The sequence below is a fragment of the Marivita hallyeonensis genome, assembly GCF_900129875.1.
GTDB lineage: Bacteria > Pseudomonadota > Alphaproteobacteria > Rhodobacterales > Rhodobacteraceae > Marivita > Marivita hallyeonensis.
Genome location: NZ_FQXC01000001.1, coordinates 301,371 through 320,455 on the forward strand (window position 1 = coordinate 301,371; position 19,085 = coordinate 320,455).

Genomic DNA, 19,085 nt, shown 5'->3' on the forward strand with positions numbered 1-19,085 from the left:
CCGTGAATTAAACGTAAGCACATGGCATCCAGAACACAACTTTCCCGTTTGGGTTTATTTGACGCGAAGGTCCCTCGCTACACGAGTTACCCGACGTCTCCGCATTTCAAAAACGACGTAAATGCTGACGATTTCGCATCCTGGATCGCAGATATTCCTGAAAATTCAGCGATTTCCCTGTATCTACATGTGCCATTTTGTCGCCGCCTGTGCTGGTTCTGCGCGTGCCGGACCCAAGGAACGGCGACCGGAGAGCCGGTTGGTGCCTATATCGAGACGCTGAAGGACGAACTTGTTCTTCTCAAACAATATTTGCCGAAAGGCGTGCGGTTGTCCCGCCTGCATTGGGGCGGCGGGACGCCAACGCTGATGCAACCCGACCATGTGCGGGATCTCGCTGTCGCCGTACGTGAAGTGGCCGATTTTGACGAGGATTACGAGTTTTCCGTCGAAATCGATCCGAACGAAATCGATGGCGCACGTCTGGATGCTCTATTCGAAAGCGGTATGAACCGTGCATCCGTCGGGGTGCAGGATTTTGATCCAGACATCCAGCAAACGATTGGTCGTGAACAGAGTTTTGAGACGACCAAGCGCGCGATCGACATGATCCGCGACCGCGGTATCCACAGCCTGAACGCCGATATCCTCTACGGACTGCCGGGTCAGTCGCGAAACCGCATTGTCGATTCGGTGCAGAAGCTCTTGTCGCTGTCGCCGGACCGCGTGGCGCTTTACGGCTATGCCCACGTTCCCTGGATGGCCAAACGCCAGCAGATGATCCCGTCAGATTCGCTGCCACGTCCGGACGAACGGCTCGATTTGTTCGAAGCGGCGCGCAAGCTCTTTGTGTGGGACGGGTACGATGAAATCGGCATCGACCATTTCGCGACGAAAACGGACGGGCTCTCCGTCGCCGCCCGGAAAGGGACCTTGCGTCGCAACTTCCAAGGCTACACCGACGACACATCCGAAGTGCTTGTGGGCATCGGCGCGTCGTCGATTTCGAAATTCCCACAGGGCTTTGCCCAGAACGCGCCCGCAACGGGGGCCTACACCAAGGCGGTCCGAGACGGGACATTCGCAACGGTGCGCGGTCACGCCCTCACGCCGCAGGACAAGCTACGTTCCCGCATGATCGAGATGCTGATGTGTGACTTCCACGTGCGCACGGATGAGTTGCTTCGCGATTTCGATACCAGTCAGGATGAGCTCCGCGACCTCTACCAAAGGGCCAACTCAGAGTTCGAAGACCTGCTGACGATCAATCACACCGGTCTGTCAGTGCCACAAGATGCGCGCGCGCTCACACGCATGATTGCTCGCAGTTTCGACGCCTATGAACTGTCCTCTGCGGGACACAGCTCGGCCATCTAACTCGCCAGATCGAAAGCCGCGGCCATCAGGGTTTTCGTGTAGTCTGTCTTCGGATCGGTAAAAATCTCGTCCGCCGATCCGTATTCCACGACATCCCCCGTCCGCATCACGATGACCTTGTGCGACATCGCGCGGACGACCTTCAGGTCGTGACTGATAAAGAGATAAGCGAGGTCGTACTTCCGCTGCAGATGCCGCAGAAGGTTCACGATCTGCACCTGCACGGTCATGTCCAAAGCCGATGTTGGCTCGTCCAGTACCACCAGCTTCGGCCGTAGTACCATCGCGCGGGCAATCGCGATGCGCTGCCTCTGACCACCCGAAAACTCGTGCGGGTAGCGATGCATCGTCGCCGGGTCGAGGCCAACTTCGGTCATGACCTCAGTCACCAATTCGCGGTCCGAGCGCCCGTCGGGAGACCCATGCACTCCCAGCCCTTCGGCGATGATCTGTTCGCAGGTCATCCGGGGGCTGAGCGATCCGTACGGGTCCTGAAACACGATCTGCATCTCGCTGCGCAGCCGCCGCAATTCCCGTGTCGACCAATCCCGCACGTTCTGACCGCGGAAGGTGATGCCACCTTCGGACTGGATCAATCGCATGATCGCAAGGGCCAGCGTTGTCTTTCCCGAGCCAGACTCACCCACGATCCCGACGGTCTCCCCGGCACGCACGGCAATCGAGGCATCGTTCACGGCTTTGACGTAACCCACGGTGCGCTTGAGAAATCCGCGCTGGATCGGAAACCAGATCTTGAGGTTGTCGGTCCGCGCGATTTCCTCGGCGTCGGTTTTGACGGGATCGGGCGATCCGGTCGATTCCGCACTCAATAGCATCTGCGTATAGCGGTGCTGCGGATTGCTGAAGATTTCGTGTGTTGGTCCGGTCTCGACAATCTCGCCGTCCTTCATCACGCACACGCGGTCCGCGATCTTGCGTACGATGCCAAGATCGTGGGTGATAAACAGCAGGCTCATGTCCTCGCTGGCTTTTAACTCGGCCAACAGCTCAAGGATTTGCGCCTGAATTGTCACGTCCAGTGCAGTCGTCGGCTCGTCCGCGATCAGCAGATCCGGCCCGTTCGCCAGCGCCATCGCAATCATCACGCGCTGGCGTTGACCGCCCGAAAGCTGGTGTGGATACGCGCCCAGCCGCGTCTCAGGATCGCGAATGCCCACCTTGGTCAAAAGCTCAAGGATCCGCGCGCGTGCCGCATCCCCGGTCAACCCCTGGTGCAGGGCGAGGGACTCGGACAACTGCCGCTCCAGCGTGTGCAGCGGATTGAGGGACGTCATCGGCTCCTGAAAGATGAAGCTGATGTCGTTGCCCCGGATCTTGCGCAAAAGCGCGTCCGACGCGCCGACCATCTCTTCGCCGTCATAGGTCACCGACCCTTCGACCATTGCCGCGTCCCCCAGAAGCGACACGGTCGAGAGTGCGGTCACCGATTTGCCAGACCCCGACTCGCCCACAAGCGCCACGGTTTCCCCGCGCTGAATGGCAAAGGAAACGCCGCGCACGGCAGGAAAGATCTGACCGTCCTGCCGAAAGCTGACGCGCAGGTCACTCACTTCGAGGATGTTGGTCATTGGAACGTTTTCCTCGGGTCAAACGCGTCGCGCACGCCTTCGAAGATGAACACCAGCAGCGACAGCATGAAGGCAAACACAAAGAACGCGGTAAAGCCCAGCCACGGGGCCTGCAGGTTCTGCTTGGCCTGCAACGTCAGCTCGCCCAGTGACGGCGCCGAAGACGGCAAACCGAAGCCAAGGAAATCCAGACCGGCAAGCGTGCTAATCGTGCCCGTCACGATGAACGGCAGCATCGTCAGGGTCGCCACCATCGCGTTCGGAAGCATATGCCGGAACATGATCGTCGCGTTTGATACGCCCAGGGCCTTCGCCGCTCGCACATATTCAAGGTTCCGCGCACGCAGGAACTCTGCCCGGACCACACCCACCAGCGCGGTCCAGCCGAACAGCACTGTCAAAAACACAAGGAGCCAGAAACTGCGCCCCAATATCGCGAAGAGAATGATGATAATGTAAAGCGATGGCGTGGATGACCATATCTCGATGATCCGCTGGAAGATGAGGTCCAGCCAGCCTCCGAAATAGCCCTGTAATGCGCCCGCCACGATGCCGACCACACTGGCCAGCACCGTCACGATCAGCGTGAACAGGATCGACAATCGGAACCCGTAGATCACCCGCGCCATGACATCGCGTTTGGTGTCGTCCGTGCCCAGCCAGTTCTGCTCTGACGGGGGCAGCGGGGCGGCACCGGGGCGGTCCACGGGGGTCTGGTAGTCATACGGAATGACCGGCCAAAGCGCCCAGCCTTTGTAGAAATCGCCATCCGGAACGAAGCCTTCATCGACCTGTTGGATCAGGCCCTCGGGATCGTCGAAACACTCTTCCAATCCGCCGGTTCGGATCAGGCACTTCACTTCCGGGTCGCGATAGGCGGCCTCTGTCCTGAAGTCTCCGCCAAATTCGGTTTCAGCGTAGAAATTGAAAACCGGCATATAAAGCTCGCCGCGATACTGGACGAGGATCGGCTTGTCGTTCGCAATGAATTCAGCAAACAGCGACAGCCCGAACAGCACGCAAAAGATGATGAGCGACCAGAACGCGCGCCGATTGCGTTTGAAGTTGTTCCAACGGCGCTGGTTCAGCGGTGACAGCGTGAACATGCTCCGCTTTGGCGCGACAGGTACTGCAGGCGACGGTTCGGTCACGATGCCGGGACGATCGGGTTCAGGTTGCGCAACCATCGCCTCAGCCCTCCCGCCGCTCGAAGTCGATCCGCGGATCGACAAGCACATACATCAGGTCCGAAATGATCCCGACAACGAGGCCGATCAGGCCGAAGACAAACAGCGTGCCAAAGATCACCGGGTAATCGCGCGCGACGGCCGCCTCGAACCCAAGACGGCCAAGACCATCAAGCGAGAAGATCGTCTCAATGATAAGCGACCCCGAGAAGAAGACACCGATGAACACCGCCGGGAAACCGGCAATCACGATCAGCATCGCGTTGCGGAACACATGACCGTAAAGGACCTTGTTCTCGGGCAATCCCTTCGCCCGCGCGGTGATGACGTACTGTTTCTTGATCTCGTCCAGAAAGCTGTTCTTGGTCAGCAATGTCAGCGTGGCGAAGGCCGAAATTGTGGACGCCAACACGGGCAAGAAGATGTGCCACGCGTAATCCGCGATCTTGGCGAAGAAGGACAGTTCATCAAAATTCTCCGATGTCAGTCCCCGTAGTGGGAAGATCTGGAAATACGATCCGCCTGCAAACAGCACGAGAAGCAGGATCGCAAACAGGAACCCAGGAATGGCATAGGCCACGATGATGGCGCCTGACGTCCACGTGTCGAACGGCGTTCCGTCCTTGACGGCTTTGCGAATGCCCAAGGGGATCGAGACGATATAGGCGATGAGCGTTGACCACAGACCGAGTGAGATCGACACCGGCATCTTCTCCAGTACCAGCTCCATCACCCCAATAGACCGGAAATAACTCTCTCCGAAATCGAGCCGGATGTAGTTCCACATCATCATGCCGAACCGCTCTAGCGCGCCAATGGTCTCTTTCGTACAGGCCGGATCGTCGAGGTCCGGCTCCCCTGTAAAGCCTTCCTCACAAACGATGCGTGCGAAGCCGAACTCGACTTCCAGCGTTTCAATGAATTCCTTGGGAAGTCCGCGCGCGCCGATGTAGTCGCTGTCAGAGCCGAAGGTCTCCTCGGCATTCTGATTGCCGCCGCCATCGCCCGAGAAACTGCTGAAAACATCGCCTTCGCCCTGGAACCGGGCCAGAGTCTGTTCGATAGGCCCGCCCGGCACGAACTGCGTCAGCGCGAAGTTGATGATCATGATCCCAAGAAGCGTGGGAATAATCAGCAACAGGCGTCGAAGGATGTAGGCTCCCAAGGGTCTGTTACCTCAATGCGCCAGCGGCCCGAAGCGCCTGGTACTTTTCTTCATTGAACCACCAGAAATCCAGCACACCCAGCGCAAGCGAAGGAAGCTCTTCTGGTCGCTCGAACATGTCGTAATAGGCAATCCAATAGGCTGGGACATATCCTGCGTGCGCAATGACGCGCTCATACCTCAATGCACGATCCAGCGCGGTCATCGCGATGATCTCTTCCTCACGCGACTCTGCCGCCAACGCTGCTTCGATGATCGCGTCCACCATTGGGCTTTGGATCGCAGCAGGGTTCCACGACGACACTTCCGCCGTCTCGGACCCGAACAGCTGTTTCAGACCCGTGCCGATTGTCGAGAAGGTTTGGATGCGGGTGTGTATGAGGTCGTAATCCTTGTCGAGGAACCGCTGCTGTCCTTGTGCGCTGTCCACCGCGTTAGCGTTCACCTCGATGCCCCAGTCTCGCAGCGTGTTCACAAAAGTCTCTATGGTGGCCTGCCGCGTGTCGTCCCAGGTCGACAGGACAAGGAAGTCGAGTGACATCTGCTCACCCGCTTCATTCACCATGCGGCCCTGATCGTCGACGGTCCAACCGGCTTCGGCGAGGATGCGAAGCGCCTGCCGTTTGTTGCGGCGGTCGACCGGGGTGTCCTTGTTCGACGTGTGCGCCATGACGACCGGCTCGGTCAGGATTTCAGGCGGAACGACATCGCCAAGTGATTGGAAAAAGGCAAGTTCTTCGCCTTCCGGCACGCCTGTGGCTTCCCACTCTTGCCCTTGTGCAAACGAGTTTCGCTGAGTGGTCAGGTCAAACTCCAAAGACTCGCGCGTCCATTCATAGTTGAACGCCAGCGTCAGCGCGTGGCGCACGTCGCGATTGTCGACCGGTGCGCGCAGGGTGTTGAAGATCACTCCGGTGTTCACGGGTGCCGTCTGGTCGGGGATCGATTCCTTGACCACGTGCCCGTCGTTGAGCGCGGGGAAGTCGTAGCCAGTGGCCCATCGCTTGCTCGATCCTTCTGATCGGAACGTGTACTCGCCCGCTTTAAACGCTTCGAACTCTGCCGTGGCATCGGCAAAATACTCGATCCGAATGCGGTCGAAATTGTGTCGACCGACATTCGCCGGATGATCCCAGCCCCAGTAATTGGGGTTCTTTTCATAAACCACGAAGCGATTGAACTCGTAGTCACCCACTTGGTAAGGGCCTGTTCCCATCGGCGACAGCACGGACGGCTCATCCAGACGTTCGCCCGTTTCCTTGTACCACTCCTCCGACAGCACAACCATTCCGCCCACCTGACTGATGAGCGACCGTCGCGAGATGCCGTCGACGAACTTGTAGCGCAGCGTATAGTCGTCGATCACCTCGACGCCTTCGATCCGCTCGCTCACCGAGCGAGAGAACGACCGGATACCCTGCTCGATGAACAGGTTGAACGTGAATGCGGCATCTTGCGCCCGCAGTGGCGCACCGTTGCGAAAGACCACGTCATCGCGCAGGTGGAACACGCACCATTCCTTGGATTTCGGGTACTCGACCTCGCGCGCGATCAGGCAATACTGGTCGGTGAGGGAGTCCGCCGGGACCGGTGCCCCCCAGGTCGCGCCGGCAAGAAGGGATTCGCCCACCACGTCCGAATTGGTTTCCGGATTGCCGCGCCAAGCCCACCGGTTGAACCCGTCGAACGTCCCGCGCGAACTTAGAACGATCTCTCCGCCCTTGGGCGCGTTCGGATTGACGTAATCGAAATGTGCAAAACCGGGCGGGTACTGAAGGTCGCCAAAGAACGAATAGCCATGCGCGCGGATGATTTCGTCATCACCGCTGTGGCTTTCGGCCCATGCCATTCTGCCCGTGGCGCCAGCAGTTGCGGCGACCGCGCTGCCTCCCAACAATTTCAGCGTGTGACGCCGGTCGATGTCCTGTGTGAATGGCCATCTGCTCTTGTTGGGCATGCTGCACTCTCCCTTGCTCACTGCGCGCGTTTTTCTGAGGCTACAATGTAAGGTAAAGAACGCAATCGCCCACATTCAAGTTCGGATTGGGATTACCCCCGCCACATTGGCGTGAGGAAACGCGAATGTGAAATGAAAACGCCGCCCAGTGGGCGGCGCTGAAAAGCAGTGGTTTCGGCGATCAGTTCGCCAGGCTGTCAAGATACGCCAGCAGGTCCAGCCGGTCTTCCTGATCGGTCAGGCGATAGTTCATCGACGTGCCCGGATAAACATCCGACGGGTTGATCAGCCAGTCGTTCAGCTTTTCCACGGTCCATACGTCGCCGTCCACACCGGCCAGTGCGGAGGAGTAGTTGTAGTCGCCCACGGCACCCACTTCGCGTCCTACAAGGCCAACAAGGTGCGGGCCGGTGCCGTTGCGCTCTTCGTCGATCGCGTGGCACGCGCGGCATTTGCCCCACTGGCGCTCACCGCGGCCCGCATCCGCGGCCGCGAACATCTCTTCGAAGCTCATCTCAACGACTTCTTCCGCAGGCTCGCCATCGTCAACTTCGATTACGTAGACTGCAACGGCTTCGCCATGGTCGCCACCCACATGGTACAGTGTCTCTGCCGCCCACTTGCCCAGAAGAAAGATCAAAAGCGCGCCGCAAAAGCTGCCGACGATCTTTGTGAATGTCATTGTGTCGAACATTATGGTCGTACCCGTCGCTAAAGTTCCGTGCGTATCGCGCGGGTATCTATTGCTTCCCCTAGGCCAAGGCAAGGTGTAGAAGCCGCGACCAAACGCCCGCCGGGACAGATTTGTCGGAGCCTCTATGACCAATGCCATCGCTTTCCAGGGAGAGCTGGGAGCCTACTCGCACGAGGCGTGCCGCGATGCCCGTCCCGGAATGGACCCGTATCCCTGTCGAACCTTCGAAGAGGTGATCAAGGCGGTGCAAACCGGCAAGGCCGATCTGGCCATGCTGCCGGTCGAGAACACGATCTACGGTCGCGTCGCCGACATTCACCGTCTCCTGCCCGAAAGCGGTCTGAAGATCGTCGATGAGGCGTTCGTCCGCGTCCATATCAACCTGCTGGGCGTGCCGGGGGCAAAGCTCGAAGACGTGACCGAAGCGCATTCGCACGTCGTTCTCCTGCCGCAATGCGCCAAATTCTTGGCCGAGCACGGCATTCGCGGTCGGGTAAATGCCGACAACGCTCGCGCCGCCCGCGAAATTGCCGAACGCGGCGACAAGAGCGCCGCCGCACTGGCAAGCGAACTGGCAGGCGAAATCTACGGCCTGAACGTTCTTGCCCGCCATATCGAGGATACCGACAGCAACACCACGCGCTTTCTCTTGATGGCCCGCGACGGCGACCAGTCCCGGCGCGGCGATCATGGTATGATGACCACTTTCGTCTTCCGCGTCCGCAACATCCCGGCCGCACTCTATAAGGCCATGGGCGGCTTTGCGACGAACGGGGTCAACATGACCAAGCTCGAATCCTACATGGTCGACGGCAGCTTCTCGGCCACCCAGTTCTATGCCGATATCGAAGGCCACCCTGAAGACCCGCCAGTCGCCCGCGCGCTCGAGGAACTCGACTACTTCACAAGCATGCTCGACATCCTCGGAACGTATCCGAGGGATCCCCGGCGAGATTGACGCTTCTCAGATCGTTCCGAATCTGCAATCCTGCAACCTAGGGGTGCAAGATATCGGAGAGGTATGACCTATGACGAAGCACGTTCTTGCTGCCGCACTGCTTGCAGTGGTTTCAATTCCAACAAACGAGGCCCTTGCGGCCAATGTCGGACAGGATGCAATCGACGCCTGTATCGATCAAATCCGCGCTGTGGGCGGGCCGGACGGGCAAAGCGGGACCGTGCTGTCCTCCGAATTCTCAGAAGCCAATTCGCTGGTCATGTTCCGCGACAGCGGTGAAACCGTGTGGCGCTGCCTTGTCTCGAACGACGGGGTCGTGGCGGATCTTTCCGTCGCTCAGGCCGCAGATGATGGCGACGGCGCCATGGCGGGCGCTCCGAGCTCCGCCGGATCAGGCTCGGAACGCGTATCGTTTCCGGCAGGTGCGTCAGGCACAGAGCTGACCGGATCGCTACTTCCGCAGGAAAGCCGCCGCTATCTCCTCGGTGCGAATGCGGGACAGACCCTTTACGTGCGTGTCGCAGCCAACGGTCCCGACATGACCTATGTGATCTTCAATCCCGATGGATCGGTTCTGCTTGATGAAACAAGTGCCTCCAACGAATACCGCGGGGAGCTTTGGCAGTCGGGCGACCACATGGTCGAGGTCTACAACATGGCGAACGGCGCGCAGTCCTACGACGTGATCTTTGGGATTGAGTGACGCGGTTCTTTTTCGAGAACGGACACAGGAGACACGCATGACACATGTCACAAGAATAGCGTTTGCAACTGCTGCGCTTGCCGCGGTCGCAGGGTGCGTGGAAACCACGGAAACTGTCGGTCAGCCTGCCGTCGGAAGCGCAAGCGACCTTTCGGCATTCGAAGGCGCGCGCGCCGGTCAGGCCGAGATGGGCATACAAAACCTTGGTTACGAACTCATCCGCACCGAGGGTCTCACCGCGTACTGGTTCAATCGCGAGACGGGTGCCTGCGCGGAAATCACAACATCTGATGGTCGGTACAGCGACGTGACGATGCTGCCTGCTGAGGATTGCTGACATTTGTAAGTGGGTCCTCCGGATCGCCGTGGTCGCTTACCTCGCGGCACTAATATTGCTCCTGATCGGAACCTTCGGGCTTTTCGGTCAGGACCGCGACCCTCTGGCCGGCGTCTTTCTCATGCCGCTTGGCTTGCCGTGGGTTCTCTGGATGGATGACCTACCAGAACCGCTTTTACCCTGGGCCGCAGCGCTGGCGCCTGTGATCAATCTCGCGCTAATCGCGGCGCTGTGCCGGCGTTTCGGGCGTCGGTCATGAAAACCTGAAGGAAATGCCATGACACATGATCTCGTCCACGCAGTGATCACCGGAGCTCTCGTGTTTTCGGTAATGATGGGCTTGCAGAAAGCGGGTCTCTACAAGCCCCACAAGGAAGGCGGCCCGAGATGGAGCTGGCCTTTGTTCTTCGGGGTCGCCGTATCGGTCTTCATCCTGAACCTGATTTGGCCATAAGGTCAGGGTGGGGTTGCGAAGACCCTGCGGCGAAAACCGAATGCGGTTTCGCACAAGAAAGACGCGGTAACGCCAGTTTGCAAAGCTTAACGCGCTGTTAACCGAGTTTGCAAAATTAGGTCCGGATCGGACCCATTGTTTCGCGCGCGAAACATTTTGCGCCCAGGAAGATCCGTTTTCATGTCAGATCAAAAGCCCAGCCGCCCCTTCGTGGCGCAGGAGCGCCACTTTGGTTTCGATCCCGCCGCTGCCTGAGTATCCGCCGAGCCCATTGGCGCCGAGGACCCGGTGGCACGGAATGATAATGGGCAAGGGGTTGCCGCCGCAGGCCTGACCGATGGCTTGCGCCGGGACGCCAAGCTGTTCTGCCAGGTCGCCATATGTTCGCGTCTCGCCAAACGGAATGCCTGCCATCGCGGCGCAGACTGTTTGCTGGAACTCCGAACAGCGCAGCCGGATCGGCACCGTGAACTCCGTCAATTCACCGGCGAAATACAACTCCAGCTGCTCGATCGCTCGGCGCAGGATCGGCGTGTCGTCCATCCCGCCCTTGCGCCACTCAAGCGCCAGTACACCGCTTGTTCCGGCAATCGCCGTCAGGTCACCGACCGGGGAGGGCATGGACCGTTCAAACCGACTCATGCAGGCAGGCCCAAGCGGATCGGGCCCTTGGCAATGACCGGATCGACCGGCTTCCCTTTTTGTGTCGCTCGCAGCGAAAGGTCTGCCGCAACGCGACGCACGTCCGGCATCAAGGGTCGCCAGTCCGCCGCCAATCGCCGGGCTGCTTCGGATGGACAGAAGGTCTTGCCGCTCCCGCGCTGGTGCGCGAGGTCCAGAAGGACGTCGGCGATTTCGGCATCACTCGGGCCCAAAACGCCGTCTTTCCACGGTGACACGCCCATTCGCGTCGGCGCGCGCGATGAAAAGGTCGCCATAGTCGAGGGGGGCTGGTTGGGGCAGCGAGAAACTGTCCCAGATGCTTTGGATGTTGCCCTTGTTGCCGATCCAGATAACCGATCGCCCGACGGCCTCCCGCGCGAGGCGTGGGGCCGGGTTTTCCTGCGGACGACGTTCGATGGGCAGACCGCGGGCGTCAGACAACGGCGCCGCGGTATCGAGATTGCGCTGAATGCTGGGGCTGTAGATCGCGTCGAGCGGATCGCCCTCAAGCGCCGCCACCAACGCCCGCGAACGTTCAAGTCCCTTGGCATTCAGGTTCTCGCCGTCCCGGTCGCTGTGCCGGACAACGATCAGCGTCGTGTTGGGGGCAAGGCGGACGGACCCCGGCGTGGTGCACCCTGCGACAGCAAGCGCGGTGAGCGATGACAGAAAGAAGCGGCGGTGCATGTCGGCCTCCGGCGTTTCCCGAAGCCTAATCCACCGCCGCCTTTTCGATCAAGGGTCAGCCCAAGGCCTCGTTACAGCGGCTGCAGGTGCCGGGGTGCTGGTGTCTGCCCACATCCGGCAGAATTTTCCAGCAGCGCTGACACTTCTCGCCCTCGGCCTTTTCGAACACCACGCCCACGCCATCGACTTCCGGCATCCGGAACGCTTCGGCCGGGGCCGGGTCGCCGGTCAACTGGATGGCGGAGGTGATGCAGATGTCGTCGAAATTGACCGATTTCAGCGCGGCGAGCATCTCGGCATCCTCGATATGCACCACCGGGGCCGCCTCAAGCGACGCGCCGATCACCTTGTCCGTGCGTTGCACCTCCAGCGCGGCGGTTACGGCGCGACGGGCACGGCGTACCTTGGCCCATTTCGCAGCGAGCGCTTTATCGCGCCAATCTGCGGGCGTCTCGGGGATGTCCTGCAAATGGATCGACGAGTCCTCACCCGGGAAGCGGTCAAGCCAGACGTCTTCCATCGTGAAAACCAGCACAGGCGCGAGCCACGTGGTCAGGCGGTGGAACAGGATGTCCATCACCGTCCGCGCGGCTCGGCGGCGCGGGGTGTCGCCGTCACAATACAATGCGTCTTTGCGGATGTCGAAGTAGAAGGCGCTGAGTTCCACCGTGCAGAAGTTGAACAACTGCTGGAACACACCCTGGAAATCGTAGGCGTCGTAGCCTTTGCGCACGACCTCGTCGAGTTCCGCCAGACGGTGCAGAACGTAACGCTCCAATTCCGGCATGTCCGCGGGGTCAACACGATCCGCTTCGCTGAAATGCGACAGAGCACCCAGCATGAACCGCATCGTGTTGCGCAGACGGCGGTAGCTGTCGGCGACGCCTTTCAGGATCTCTGGACCGATCCGCAAGTCAGCGGTGTAGTCGGCCTGCGCCACCCAGAGCCGCAGGATGTCCGCGCCGTATTGCTTGGTCACGTCCTCCGGCGCAACGGTATTGCCGAGCGACTTGGACATCTTGTTGCCCTTCTCGTCGAGCGTGAAGCCGTGGGTGAGCACGCCGCGATAGGGCGCGCGGCCCCGCGTGCCGCAGGCTTGCAGCATGGACGAGTGGAACCACCCCCGGTGCTGGTCGGTGCCTTCGAGGTAAAGATCGGCCAGCCCGTCCTCGGACCCATCCTCACGGTCGCGCAGAACGAAGGCGTGAGTCGACCCGCTATCGAACCAGACGTCGAGGATGTCGAACACCTGTTCCCAGTCGTCCGGATTGTAGTCATTGCCCAGGAACCGCTCTTTCGCGCCATGCTTGTACCATGCGTCCGCGCCTTCGGCTTCGAATGCCTCAAGCACCCGCTTGTTCACCGTTTCGTCGCGCAACAGGAAGTCGTCGTCGGTGGGCAGCGCGCCTTTCTTGACGAAACACGTCAGCGGCACCCCCCACGCGCGCTGGCGCGACAGCACCCAGTCGGGACGCGCTTCGATCATCGAATAAAGACGATTGCGCCCGGTCTGCGGGGTCCATTTGACCAGTTGGTCGATAGAGGTCAGCGCCCGTTGGCGGATCGTCTTGCCGTAGGTGTCCTGCCCGTCGCCCACTTCCTTGTCGATGGCGGCAAACCATTGCGGCGTGTTGCGGTAGATGACAGGAGCCTTGGAGCGCCACGAGTGCGGGTAGCTGTGGGTCATGCGGCCACGCGCGAGCAAGCCGCCCACCTCGACCAGCTTGTCGATCACGGCCGTGTTGGCCTTGCCTTCCTTGCCCTTGTGGTCGAGCACCTTGAGGCCCGCGAAGAACGGGACGTGCGGCAGAAACTCGGATTCCTCGCCCACATTGTGCGTCATTCGGTCCATCCAGCCGCGCGCGACGAAGGCGTCGTAGTCTTCCTGACCGTGGCTTGGCGCGGTGTGGACGAAACCGGTGCCCGCATCGTCGGTGACGTGATCGCCGTCGATCATCGGGACCTCGTAGTCCCAAAACCCTTCCGCTCCTTCGGCACCGTGGAACGGGTGGATCAGTGACAGCGCGCCCAATTCGTCGGCGGACACATCGCGCAGGCGGCGGTACATCGTTGGCTCCAGACGGGCTTTGGCGAGAACGTCTTCGGCCAGAGCGTCGGCCAAAAGGTAGCGATCTCCGATCCGCGCCCAGCATTCCTCAGGACGGCCTGTGACTTCGTACAGGCCGTAGGAAATGGTGTGGTTGTATGCGACGGCCTTGTTCGATGGGATTGTCCAAGGTGTCGTCGTCCAGATAACAACCTTAACGCCTTGCAAATCACCCGTTCCGTTGGTTGCTTTGAACGGCACCCAGATCGTATGGGATTTGTGGTCGTGATACTCGATCTCGGCCTCGGCCAGCGCGGTCTTTTCCACAGGCGACCACATCACGGGTTTCGACCCCTGATACAAAGTGCCGGTCATCAGGAACTTCTGGAATTCCTCCGCGATGATCCGCTCGGCGCGGTAGTCCATCGTGAGGTAGGGCTTTTCCCATTTACCGGTCACACCGAGGCGCTTGAATTCGTCGCGCTGGATGTCGATCCAGCCCTCGGCGAACTCGCGGCACTCCTGCCGGAACTCGACCACGTCGACGTCGTCCTTGTTTTTGCCCTTGGAGCGGTACTTTTCCTCGATCTTCCATTCGATGGGCAGACCGTGACAGTCCCAGCCGGGGATGTAGCGCGCGTCGCGGCCCATCATTTGCTGTGAGCGGACGACCATGTCCTTGAGGATCTTGTTCAGCGCGTGGCCGATATGAAGGTGGCCGTTGGCGTAGGGCGGGCCGTCATGAAGGGTAAAGGGCTGGCGTCCGTTGGCCTTGTCGCGCAGGCGGTCGTAGATGCCCATCTTCTCCCATCTCTCAAGCCATTCGGGCTCGCGCTTGGGCAGGCCCGCGCGCATGGGGAAATCGGTTTTGGGCAGGTTCAGCGTGTCTTTATAGTCAGGTGTTTCGGCGCACATGTGGGGCGTCCTCAGAATGCGTATCGGTCAGATGTGAGAGGATCGGCGCGGGTGTCCATACGCCTTGTCCCGGCGGCTCGTGTCGTCAGAGCGCCGGGCATGTAATTCGAATAATGATCGCATATGCGTACATCATGGCGGGGCTTATAGGGTTGCGTGAACCATACGTCCAGAGGGCGACGCCCGGCCAAAACCCGCGCAAAACCGGGGCTTGTCATGAGTGGGACTTCGCCGGGTGACGTCCGTGAAGGAAAAGCCGCCAAAACATGCCGATCCTGATCTGCGAATCCAGCCGGAAATGGCCGGAATCCCGGGTCGTGTGCGTTGTGAATGGCCCCGCTTTTGACCGGGGTCATACTCGCTCTTGTCCGGCGGGTGTGGCCGAATACGTCGGCACGCCGCGCCATGGTAAGAGAGAAAGGACATGCCCATGTCTTACGAGTCTGACTATCGCTACCGAGAGCAGGCTGGCAAAAGCGCCGGTCGGGCGGAACGGCACCACCCCATGGATTTGCCGTCAGGCGGCGGGTCTGCCAAAGGTCTGCTGATCGCCGCCATCGCCATTGTCGCATTCATTGCCTTCGTCGCGCTGGTCTCGGTCGGCGGCGGGTCTGACGGCACTGCGCCGTCGGTCGACGGCGAAACCACGCAAACCACACCCGAAGCCGGGACGGCCATCGAAACGGCGCCGACAACAGCCCCCGCAACGGGCGAATAGAAGGGCACGGCCGGGAACGCGTCTCGCCCGGTCCGGTGGGTCGGGCGGGACTGAAGAAGGATTTACGGACGATGGCGCGATGCCCGATGGGGGCTGCCAATCCCCTGCCACCACTGCACGGCTTTTCTACCCTTAGATGTTGAACAGTGTCCCCACGAAATACGCGATGAGCGCGGCGATGCCGCCAATGAAAAACGTCTCCAGTCCAGAGCGCCACCACGGCGAGAGCGACCACTTGGATTTGTAGGCCCCTATGGCAAAGAAGGTGGCCATCGTGGCGACCGTTGAGATGGTGAACGCGTTCTGCAATCCGAACAGGAACGGCAAGAGCGGAATCATTCCGGCGATGAGAAACGCGATAAAGGTGGCCCAGGCGGCGCGGAGCGGGTGCGGGTCGACCGAGGCGAGACCGTATTCGCCCTCCATCATGAACTGAACCCAATGCTCTCGCTGCTGGCTGATCTGCTCAACGGCGCTGTCCAAGGGGTCACCTGAGAGGCCCTTGCGTCGAAGGATCTCACGCAGTTCGCGCTTTTCGCCGTCAGGGTGCAGACGTATGTGGTTGTGCTCCACCTCGCGCAGGCGCTTTGCGTCATCGATCTCTGCCTTCGTGCCGGAATAGTTTCCGGCCGCCATGGAGAACCCGTCGGCCAGAACGTTGGCAATTCCCAGCGCGATGATGACCCACGGGCTGAGCCCTGCGCCCGCCACGCCCGCCACGATGGCGAAGGTCGTGACCGACCCGTCGATGCCGCCATAGACAATGTCGCGCAGATAACCTCTGCCTTCGGGGCGACCGATGCGGGCTTCGATTTCGGCCTGACTGTGGCCGTGTTCTGTCAGTTTATCGTCCATGAGGGCAGAGTGCGGAATGCGGCTTCGCTCCGCTTTGCGCTACATCAAGCCCCGGCGCGTTGCCGTGCCCATCGGTCGATCCACGCCATCCCGGCCAGCATCAGGCCAAGTGCCAGCAGCGAAAACACGCGGATGAGGCCGGTAAGCCCGGAGATGTCGATCAGAAACACCTTGGCAATGGCGAGCGCGATCACCGCCAGCCCGGCCCGGCGGAGCAGGTCTGAATGGCGCGCGAGGGATTGGTAAAACAGCGCGCCGCCCACAATGAGGAGCGTCAGCGTATAGGTGTAGAGCTCTGGCTGCGAATACCCCCGGGTGATCCGCATGCCCTCCGCGCCCTGCCACACGTGGCGGATGGTCAGGAAGAGCCAGAAGCTGGCGAGCGCAAGGGCAAGTGCACCGAGGCCAAGACGCAGAGTGCGCGGCAGTGCCCCCAGGCGCCACGCCGCCAGCCCGATAAGCACCGCAGGAAGCAGGAAAGCCGGGATCAGCGTATTCAGAACCGGCGGCCCAAGAACGCGGGCCGGGCTGATGAACGGGTTTTCCTCAATCAGCAACGCTGCGAGCGCGAAGATGGCCGTGAGGCAGAACACCGCAGCAAGCCCGATCCGGATCCAGCGGAACTGCGGCACCGCTTGCAAACGCCACATCTGGACCGCTGCCAGCATGATCCAGACCGAGGCGTAGATGCCGAGCCCCCAGTGTTCGTCGATCATGCGTACGGTTGGCGACACCGCGTCGATGGCGAAGGCCAGCGCGGTGCAGGCAAAGATGCCCGCAAAGGCCCAAGCTGCACTTTCCAGCGCGGTCTGCGCCTTGAGGCGCTGCATCCCCCGCAAGAGAAAGAACGCGGCGATACACGCCGCAGTCGCGGTAGCTTGGGCGAACAACGGCGCAAACGCACTGCCCAGCAAGAGCCAAGGAATGCCCGGATCGAACACCAACCGATAGCTGAGCGCGGCCACGCCCGCGAGGACGAACCATTCCATAAGTGGAAGCTTGAACAGGCGGTCCAAAGCTGCGGCGCTGAGGACGACGGCTACGAAGGCGATGGTCAGAGCATGTTCGGTGAAGAGTACGGAGAAGGTGAACGCCACAGTGGCGAGCGCCGACATCGTCGCAAGCGACACGCGTGTCCGGTCCGGGCCATCGGCCCGCGCGAACCGCTCGGCCAGAAAGACCATCACGGCCGCCACGGCGATCGCCTGCAGGGCCCACGGGTATGCGCCGATCACGTCGGCGGGACGCCAAGTGAAGTCCAGAACAAGGCCCATGGCCGGAAGGAAGACCACCGCAGCCGCGGCCCAAAGCGGGCGGAAAAGCCGCGACTGTCCGCTGCGCCATGCGAAGACCAGCGTCACGGCGGCTGCCACACCCAAAAGCCAGAACGTGTCAGTCGGCAACGCAGCCTCGGGCAACCGGTCTGCACGGAACGCGCGCAAGGTGGACCCATTTGTTTCGAAGACGCCAACAAGGCACAGCGCGCCGATGGCGGGGATGAGGGGCAGGTCCTGCAACCCGGTGGCCTTTTTTGACCAGATGGTAAAAATCGCCGCCAAAGCCGACAGAAGCGCAAAGGACAACCAGAAATCGCGGTGCGCGCTCATCGTTGCGAAAAGGATCACGCCGGTGGTCGCCGCCAGTGTTCCCGCGGACAGAAGAACCGGGAAGATCGGATGGCCAGGTTTGCGGCGTCCGAAGGCGGAATACAGGATCGTGCGACCGCCGTGGTCCGGCCAGGCCGACCGCGCCGGGATGAGCGTGGCAAAGAGCGCCAGTGCGGTGGCGTAGATCGTCAGCCACGGCGCGATGGGGTCGTCTGCCATCCAGATCAAAACGCCCGCGGCAAAGGCCAAAACAACGGTGAGGACAGACACCCACGCCCATCTCCGCACCGTGTCGATGCCAAGACCAAGGAGTGCGAGCAATCCGAAATAGAGCAGCAGGACCTCGGGCGTGTCGGACGATCCGCCAAGGATGAAGGGCGCCGCGAAACCGCCGATCAGGCCGATGGCGGCCAGCATCGGTCCGTAGAACCAACCCAGCACAAGAGCGACGAGTGTGATTGCACCGAACCCCGCGAAAGCAAGTCCCGGACCGATCAAATCGTACAGAACGCGCGCGGCCAGTGTGCCGCCGAAGAGCGAGACAATTCCCGCGCCACTGAATACAGAGGGCAGGTTGATGGTCGGCGTCTCGCCCTCGTCCCCGGAACGCCGCCGCACCCATTCGCCCGCCGCGATCAATGCAACGCCGAACAGCAGCGCCGCCGCAACCCGCGCGGCCGGTGGCAACAGACCGTTCTCCACGCCGTACTGCACGAGAAACACCCCGGCCAGGGCGAGCGAGACGGCTGAGATGGCGTAGACCCAGTTCTCTTGCAAAAAGGTGAAGAGCCGATCCACGTAACCGGGCGTCTTGGGTGGTTCGGGAGCAACCTTCGGTTCCGTCGGCTGGTGCACCTCCCACGGTCCGGCAGCCTCGACCGGCGCGGTCTCCGGTTCGGTCGGCGCCGCCGGCGCCTCAGCCGGTTCCCGCGCGCCGCCCGTCTCCGCGGTGGACTGCCCAACCGCCGCCCGTCCCAATTCCCCGATCTTCCGCTCCAACTCGCGCGTGCGGCCAAACAGGAGCACAACCATGATTGGCAAACCAAGCAGGTAGAACAGGGCCAGAAGGCCCAAAAGCGCTATGACACCGTCTTCAAACATACGCTGTTACAGTGACGTATCTTGGACGCCGCCAAAAGGCAGGAATTCCGGAGGGTATCCGGTCCCGGGTT

18 protein-coding genes are annotated in these 19,085 nt (G+C 61.0%); 7 read left to right on the forward strand and 11 right to left on the reverse strand.

All coding sequences use genetic code 11. The features are described from left to right. The first annotated feature begins 21 nt into the window (after positions 1-21). Positions 22-1,377: an oxygen-independent coproporphyrinogen III oxidase gene (gene hemN / locus BUA42_RS01505; protein ID WP_072775935.1), complete on the forward strand. Its 1,356-nt coding sequence runs from the start codon at positions 22-24 to the stop codon at positions 1,375-1,377. On the opposite strand, the gene BUA42_RS01510 is transcribed toward hemN, so the two are convergent. From BUA42_RS01510 to BUA42_RS01530, 5 genes are all read right to left on the reverse strand, one after another. After that, complete coding sequence (locus BUA42_RS01510) at positions 1,374-2,966, reverse strand: ABC transporter ATP-binding protein (RefSeq protein WP_072775936.1); 1,593 nt, start codon at positions 2,964-2,966, stop codon at positions 1,374-1,376. The genes hemN and BUA42_RS01510 overlap by 4 nt on opposite strands. Then, the gene (locus tag BUA42_RS01515; protein WP_072776681.1) at positions 2,963-4,072 is read right to left on the reverse strand and encodes an ABC transporter permease; all 1,110 of its coding nucleotides are present in this window, start codon (positions 4,070-4,072) and stop codon (positions 2,963-2,965) included. Before BUA42_RS01515 ends, BUA42_RS01510 begins: the two co-directional genes overlap by 4 nt. Before the next feature lie 85 nt (positions 4,073-4,157). Continuing rightward, positions 4,158-5,318, reverse strand: coding sequence for a microcin C ABC transporter permease YejB (locus tag BUA42_RS01520; RefSeq protein ID WP_072775937.1), 1,161 nt, complete (start codon positions 5,316-5,318; stop codon positions 4,158-4,160). Between the two features lie 7 nt (positions 5,319-5,325). Then, complete coding sequence (locus BUA42_RS01525; protein ID WP_072775938.1) at positions 5,326-7,275, reverse strand: extracellular solute-binding protein; 1,950 nt, start codon at positions 7,273-7,275, stop codon at positions 5,326-5,328. Between the two features lie 181 nt (positions 7,276-7,456). Then, positions 7,457-7,957, reverse strand: a complete 501-nt coding sequence (locus BUA42_RS01530; RefSeq protein WP_245818927.1) for a c-type cytochrome — start codon at positions 7,955-7,957, stop codon at positions 7,457-7,459. A 136-nt stretch (positions 7,958-8,093) separates the two neighbouring features. On the opposite strand from BUA42_RS01530, the gene BUA42_RS01535 reads away from it, so the two are divergent. The 5 genes from BUA42_RS01535 to BUA42_RS21045 all read left to right on the forward strand — a co-directional run bounded on the left by BUA42_RS01535 (position 8,094) and on the right by BUA42_RS21045 (position 10,421). After that, complete coding sequence (locus tag BUA42_RS01535) at positions 8,094-8,927, forward strand: prephenate dehydratase (protein ID WP_072775940.1); 834 nt, start codon at positions 8,094-8,096, stop codon at positions 8,925-8,927. A 70-nt stretch (positions 8,928-8,997) separates the two neighbouring features. After that, entirely contained in the window at positions 8,998-9,630 is a 633-nt protein-coding gene (locus tag BUA42_RS01540) for a hypothetical protein (RefSeq protein ID WP_072775941.1), read from the forward strand. 37 nt (positions 9,631-9,667) lie between these two features. Beyond that, entirely contained in the window at positions 9,668-9,967 is a 300-nt protein-coding gene (locus BUA42_RS01545; protein WP_072775942.1) for a hypothetical protein, read from the forward strand. A gap of 28 nt (positions 9,968-9,995) precedes the next feature. Further along, positions 9,996-10,226, forward strand: a complete 231-nt coding sequence (locus BUA42_RS01550; RefSeq protein WP_245818929.1) for a hypothetical protein — start codon at positions 9,996-9,998, stop codon at positions 10,224-10,226. 18 nt (positions 10,227-10,244) lie between these two features. Beyond that, on the forward strand, positions 10,245-10,421 hold the full coding sequence (locus BUA42_RS21045; protein WP_178346823.1) for a hypothetical protein: 177 nt from the start codon (positions 10,245-10,247) through the stop codon (positions 10,419-10,421). Positions 10,422-10,604: 183 nt separating this feature from the next. Here the strand turns inward: BUA42_RS21045 and BUA42_RS01555 are convergent, their stop codons facing one another. From BUA42_RS01555 to ileS, 4 genes are read right to left on the reverse strand one after another with little or no spacing between them, the layout of a single operon-like run. Next, positions 10,605-11,063, reverse strand: coding sequence for a methylated-DNA--[protein]-cysteine S-methyltransferase (locus BUA42_RS01555; protein WP_072775944.1), 459 nt, complete (start codon positions 11,061-11,063; stop codon positions 10,605-10,607). Continuing rightward, on the reverse strand, positions 11,060-11,296 hold the full coding sequence (locus BUA42_RS01560; RefSeq protein ID WP_245818931.1) for a DUF3253 domain-containing protein: 237 nt from the start codon (positions 11,294-11,296) through the stop codon (positions 11,060-11,062). The genes BUA42_RS01555 and BUA42_RS01560 overlap by 4 nt, the downstream gene beginning before the upstream one ends. Next, entirely contained in the window at positions 11,283-11,771 is a 489-nt protein-coding gene (locus tag BUA42_RS01565) for a histidine phosphatase family protein (RefSeq protein ID WP_072775946.1), read from the reverse strand. Before BUA42_RS01565 ends, BUA42_RS01560 begins: the two co-directional genes overlap by 14 nt. Before the next feature lie 55 nt (positions 11,772-11,826). Next, the gene (ileS, locus tag BUA42_RS01570; RefSeq protein WP_072775947.1) at positions 11,827-14,733 is read right to left on the reverse strand and encodes an isoleucine--tRNA ligase; all 2,907 of its coding nucleotides are present in this window, start codon (positions 14,731-14,733) and stop codon (positions 11,827-11,829) included. A 430-nt stretch (positions 14,734-15,163) separates the two neighbouring features. Here ileS and BUA42_RS01575 point away from each other — a divergent pair, with 430 nt between their 5' ends. Beyond that, positions 15,164-15,451, forward strand: coding sequence for a hypothetical protein (locus BUA42_RS01575; protein ID WP_072775948.1), 288 nt, complete (start codon positions 15,164-15,166; stop codon positions 15,449-15,451). A gap of 132 nt (positions 15,452-15,583) precedes the next feature. Here BUA42_RS01575 and BUA42_RS01580 read toward each other — a convergent pair whose 3' ends face one another. Beyond that, positions 15,584-16,306: a VIT1/CCC1 transporter family protein gene (locus tag BUA42_RS01580; RefSeq protein ID WP_178346824.1), complete on the reverse strand. Its 723-nt coding sequence runs from the start codon at positions 16,304-16,306 to the stop codon at positions 15,584-15,586. 44 nt (positions 16,307-16,350) lie between these two features. Then, positions 16,351-19,014 carry a DUF2339 domain-containing protein gene (locus BUA42_RS01585; protein WP_072775949.1) on the reverse strand — a complete coding sequence of 888 codons (2,664 nt, stop codon included), beginning with the start codon at positions 19,012-19,014 and terminating at the stop codon, positions 16,351-16,353. Positions 19,015-19,085 lie beyond the last annotated feature (71 nt).

What these genes read in the sequence shown, in the direction of transcription:
- hemN (WP_072775935.1), top strand. Translation starts at nt 22, where the DNA reads ATGGCATCCAGAACACAACTTTCCCGTTTGGGTTTATTTGACGCGAAG.
- BUA42_RS01510 (WP_072775936.1), bottom strand. Translation starts at nt 2,966, where the DNA reads ATGACCAACATCCTCGAAGTGAGTGACCTGCGCGTCAGCTTTCGGCAG.
- BUA42_RS01515 (WP_072776681.1), bottom strand. Translation starts at nt 4,072, where the DNA reads ATGTTCACGCTGTCACCGCTGAACCAGCGCCGTTGGAACAACTTCAAA.
- BUA42_RS01525 (WP_072775938.1), bottom strand. Translation starts at nt 7,275, where the DNA reads ATGCCCAACAAGAGCAGATGGCCATTCACACAGGACATCGACCGGCGT.
- BUA42_RS01530 (WP_245818927.1), bottom strand. Translation starts at nt 7,957, where the DNA reads ATGACATTCACAAAGATCGTCGGCAGCTTTTGCGGCGCGCTTTTGATC.
- BUA42_RS01535 (WP_072775940.1), top strand. Translation starts at nt 8,094, where the DNA reads ATGACCAATGCCATCGCTTTCCAGGGAGAGCTGGGAGCCTACTCGCAC.
- BUA42_RS01540 (WP_072775941.1), top strand. Translation starts at nt 8,998, where the DNA reads ATGACGAAGCACGTTCTTGCTGCCGCACTGCTTGCAGTGGTTTCAATT.
- BUA42_RS01545 (WP_072775942.1), top strand. Translation starts at nt 9,668, where the DNA reads ATGACACATGTCACAAGAATAGCGTTTGCAACTGCTGCGCTTGCCGCG.
- BUA42_RS21045 (WP_178346823.1), top strand. Translation starts at nt 10,245, where the DNA reads ATGACACATGATCTCGTCCACGCAGTGATCACCGGAGCTCTCGTGTTT.
- BUA42_RS01555 (WP_072775944.1), bottom strand. Translation starts at nt 11,063, where the DNA reads ATGAGTCGGTTTGAACGGTCCATGCCCTCCCCGGTCGGTGACCTGACG.
- BUA42_RS01565 (WP_072775946.1), bottom strand. Translation starts at nt 11,771, where the DNA reads ATGCACCGCCGCTTCTTTCTGTCATCGCTCACCGCGCTTGCTGTCGCA.
- ileS (WP_072775947.1), bottom strand. Translation starts at nt 14,733, where the DNA reads ATGTGCGCCGAAACACCTGACTATAAAGACACGCTGAACCTGCCCAAA.
- BUA42_RS01575 (WP_072775948.1), top strand. Translation starts at nt 15,164, where the DNA reads ATGTCTTACGAGTCTGACTATCGCTACCGAGAGCAGGCTGGCAAAAGC.
- BUA42_RS01580 (WP_178346824.1), bottom strand. Translation starts at nt 16,306, where the DNA reads ATGGACGATAAACTGACAGAACACGGCCACAGTCAGGCCGAAATCGAA.
- BUA42_RS01585 (WP_072775949.1), bottom strand. Translation starts at nt 19,014, where the DNA reads ATGTTTGAAGACGGTGTCATAGCGCTTTTGGGCCTTCTGGCCCTGTTC.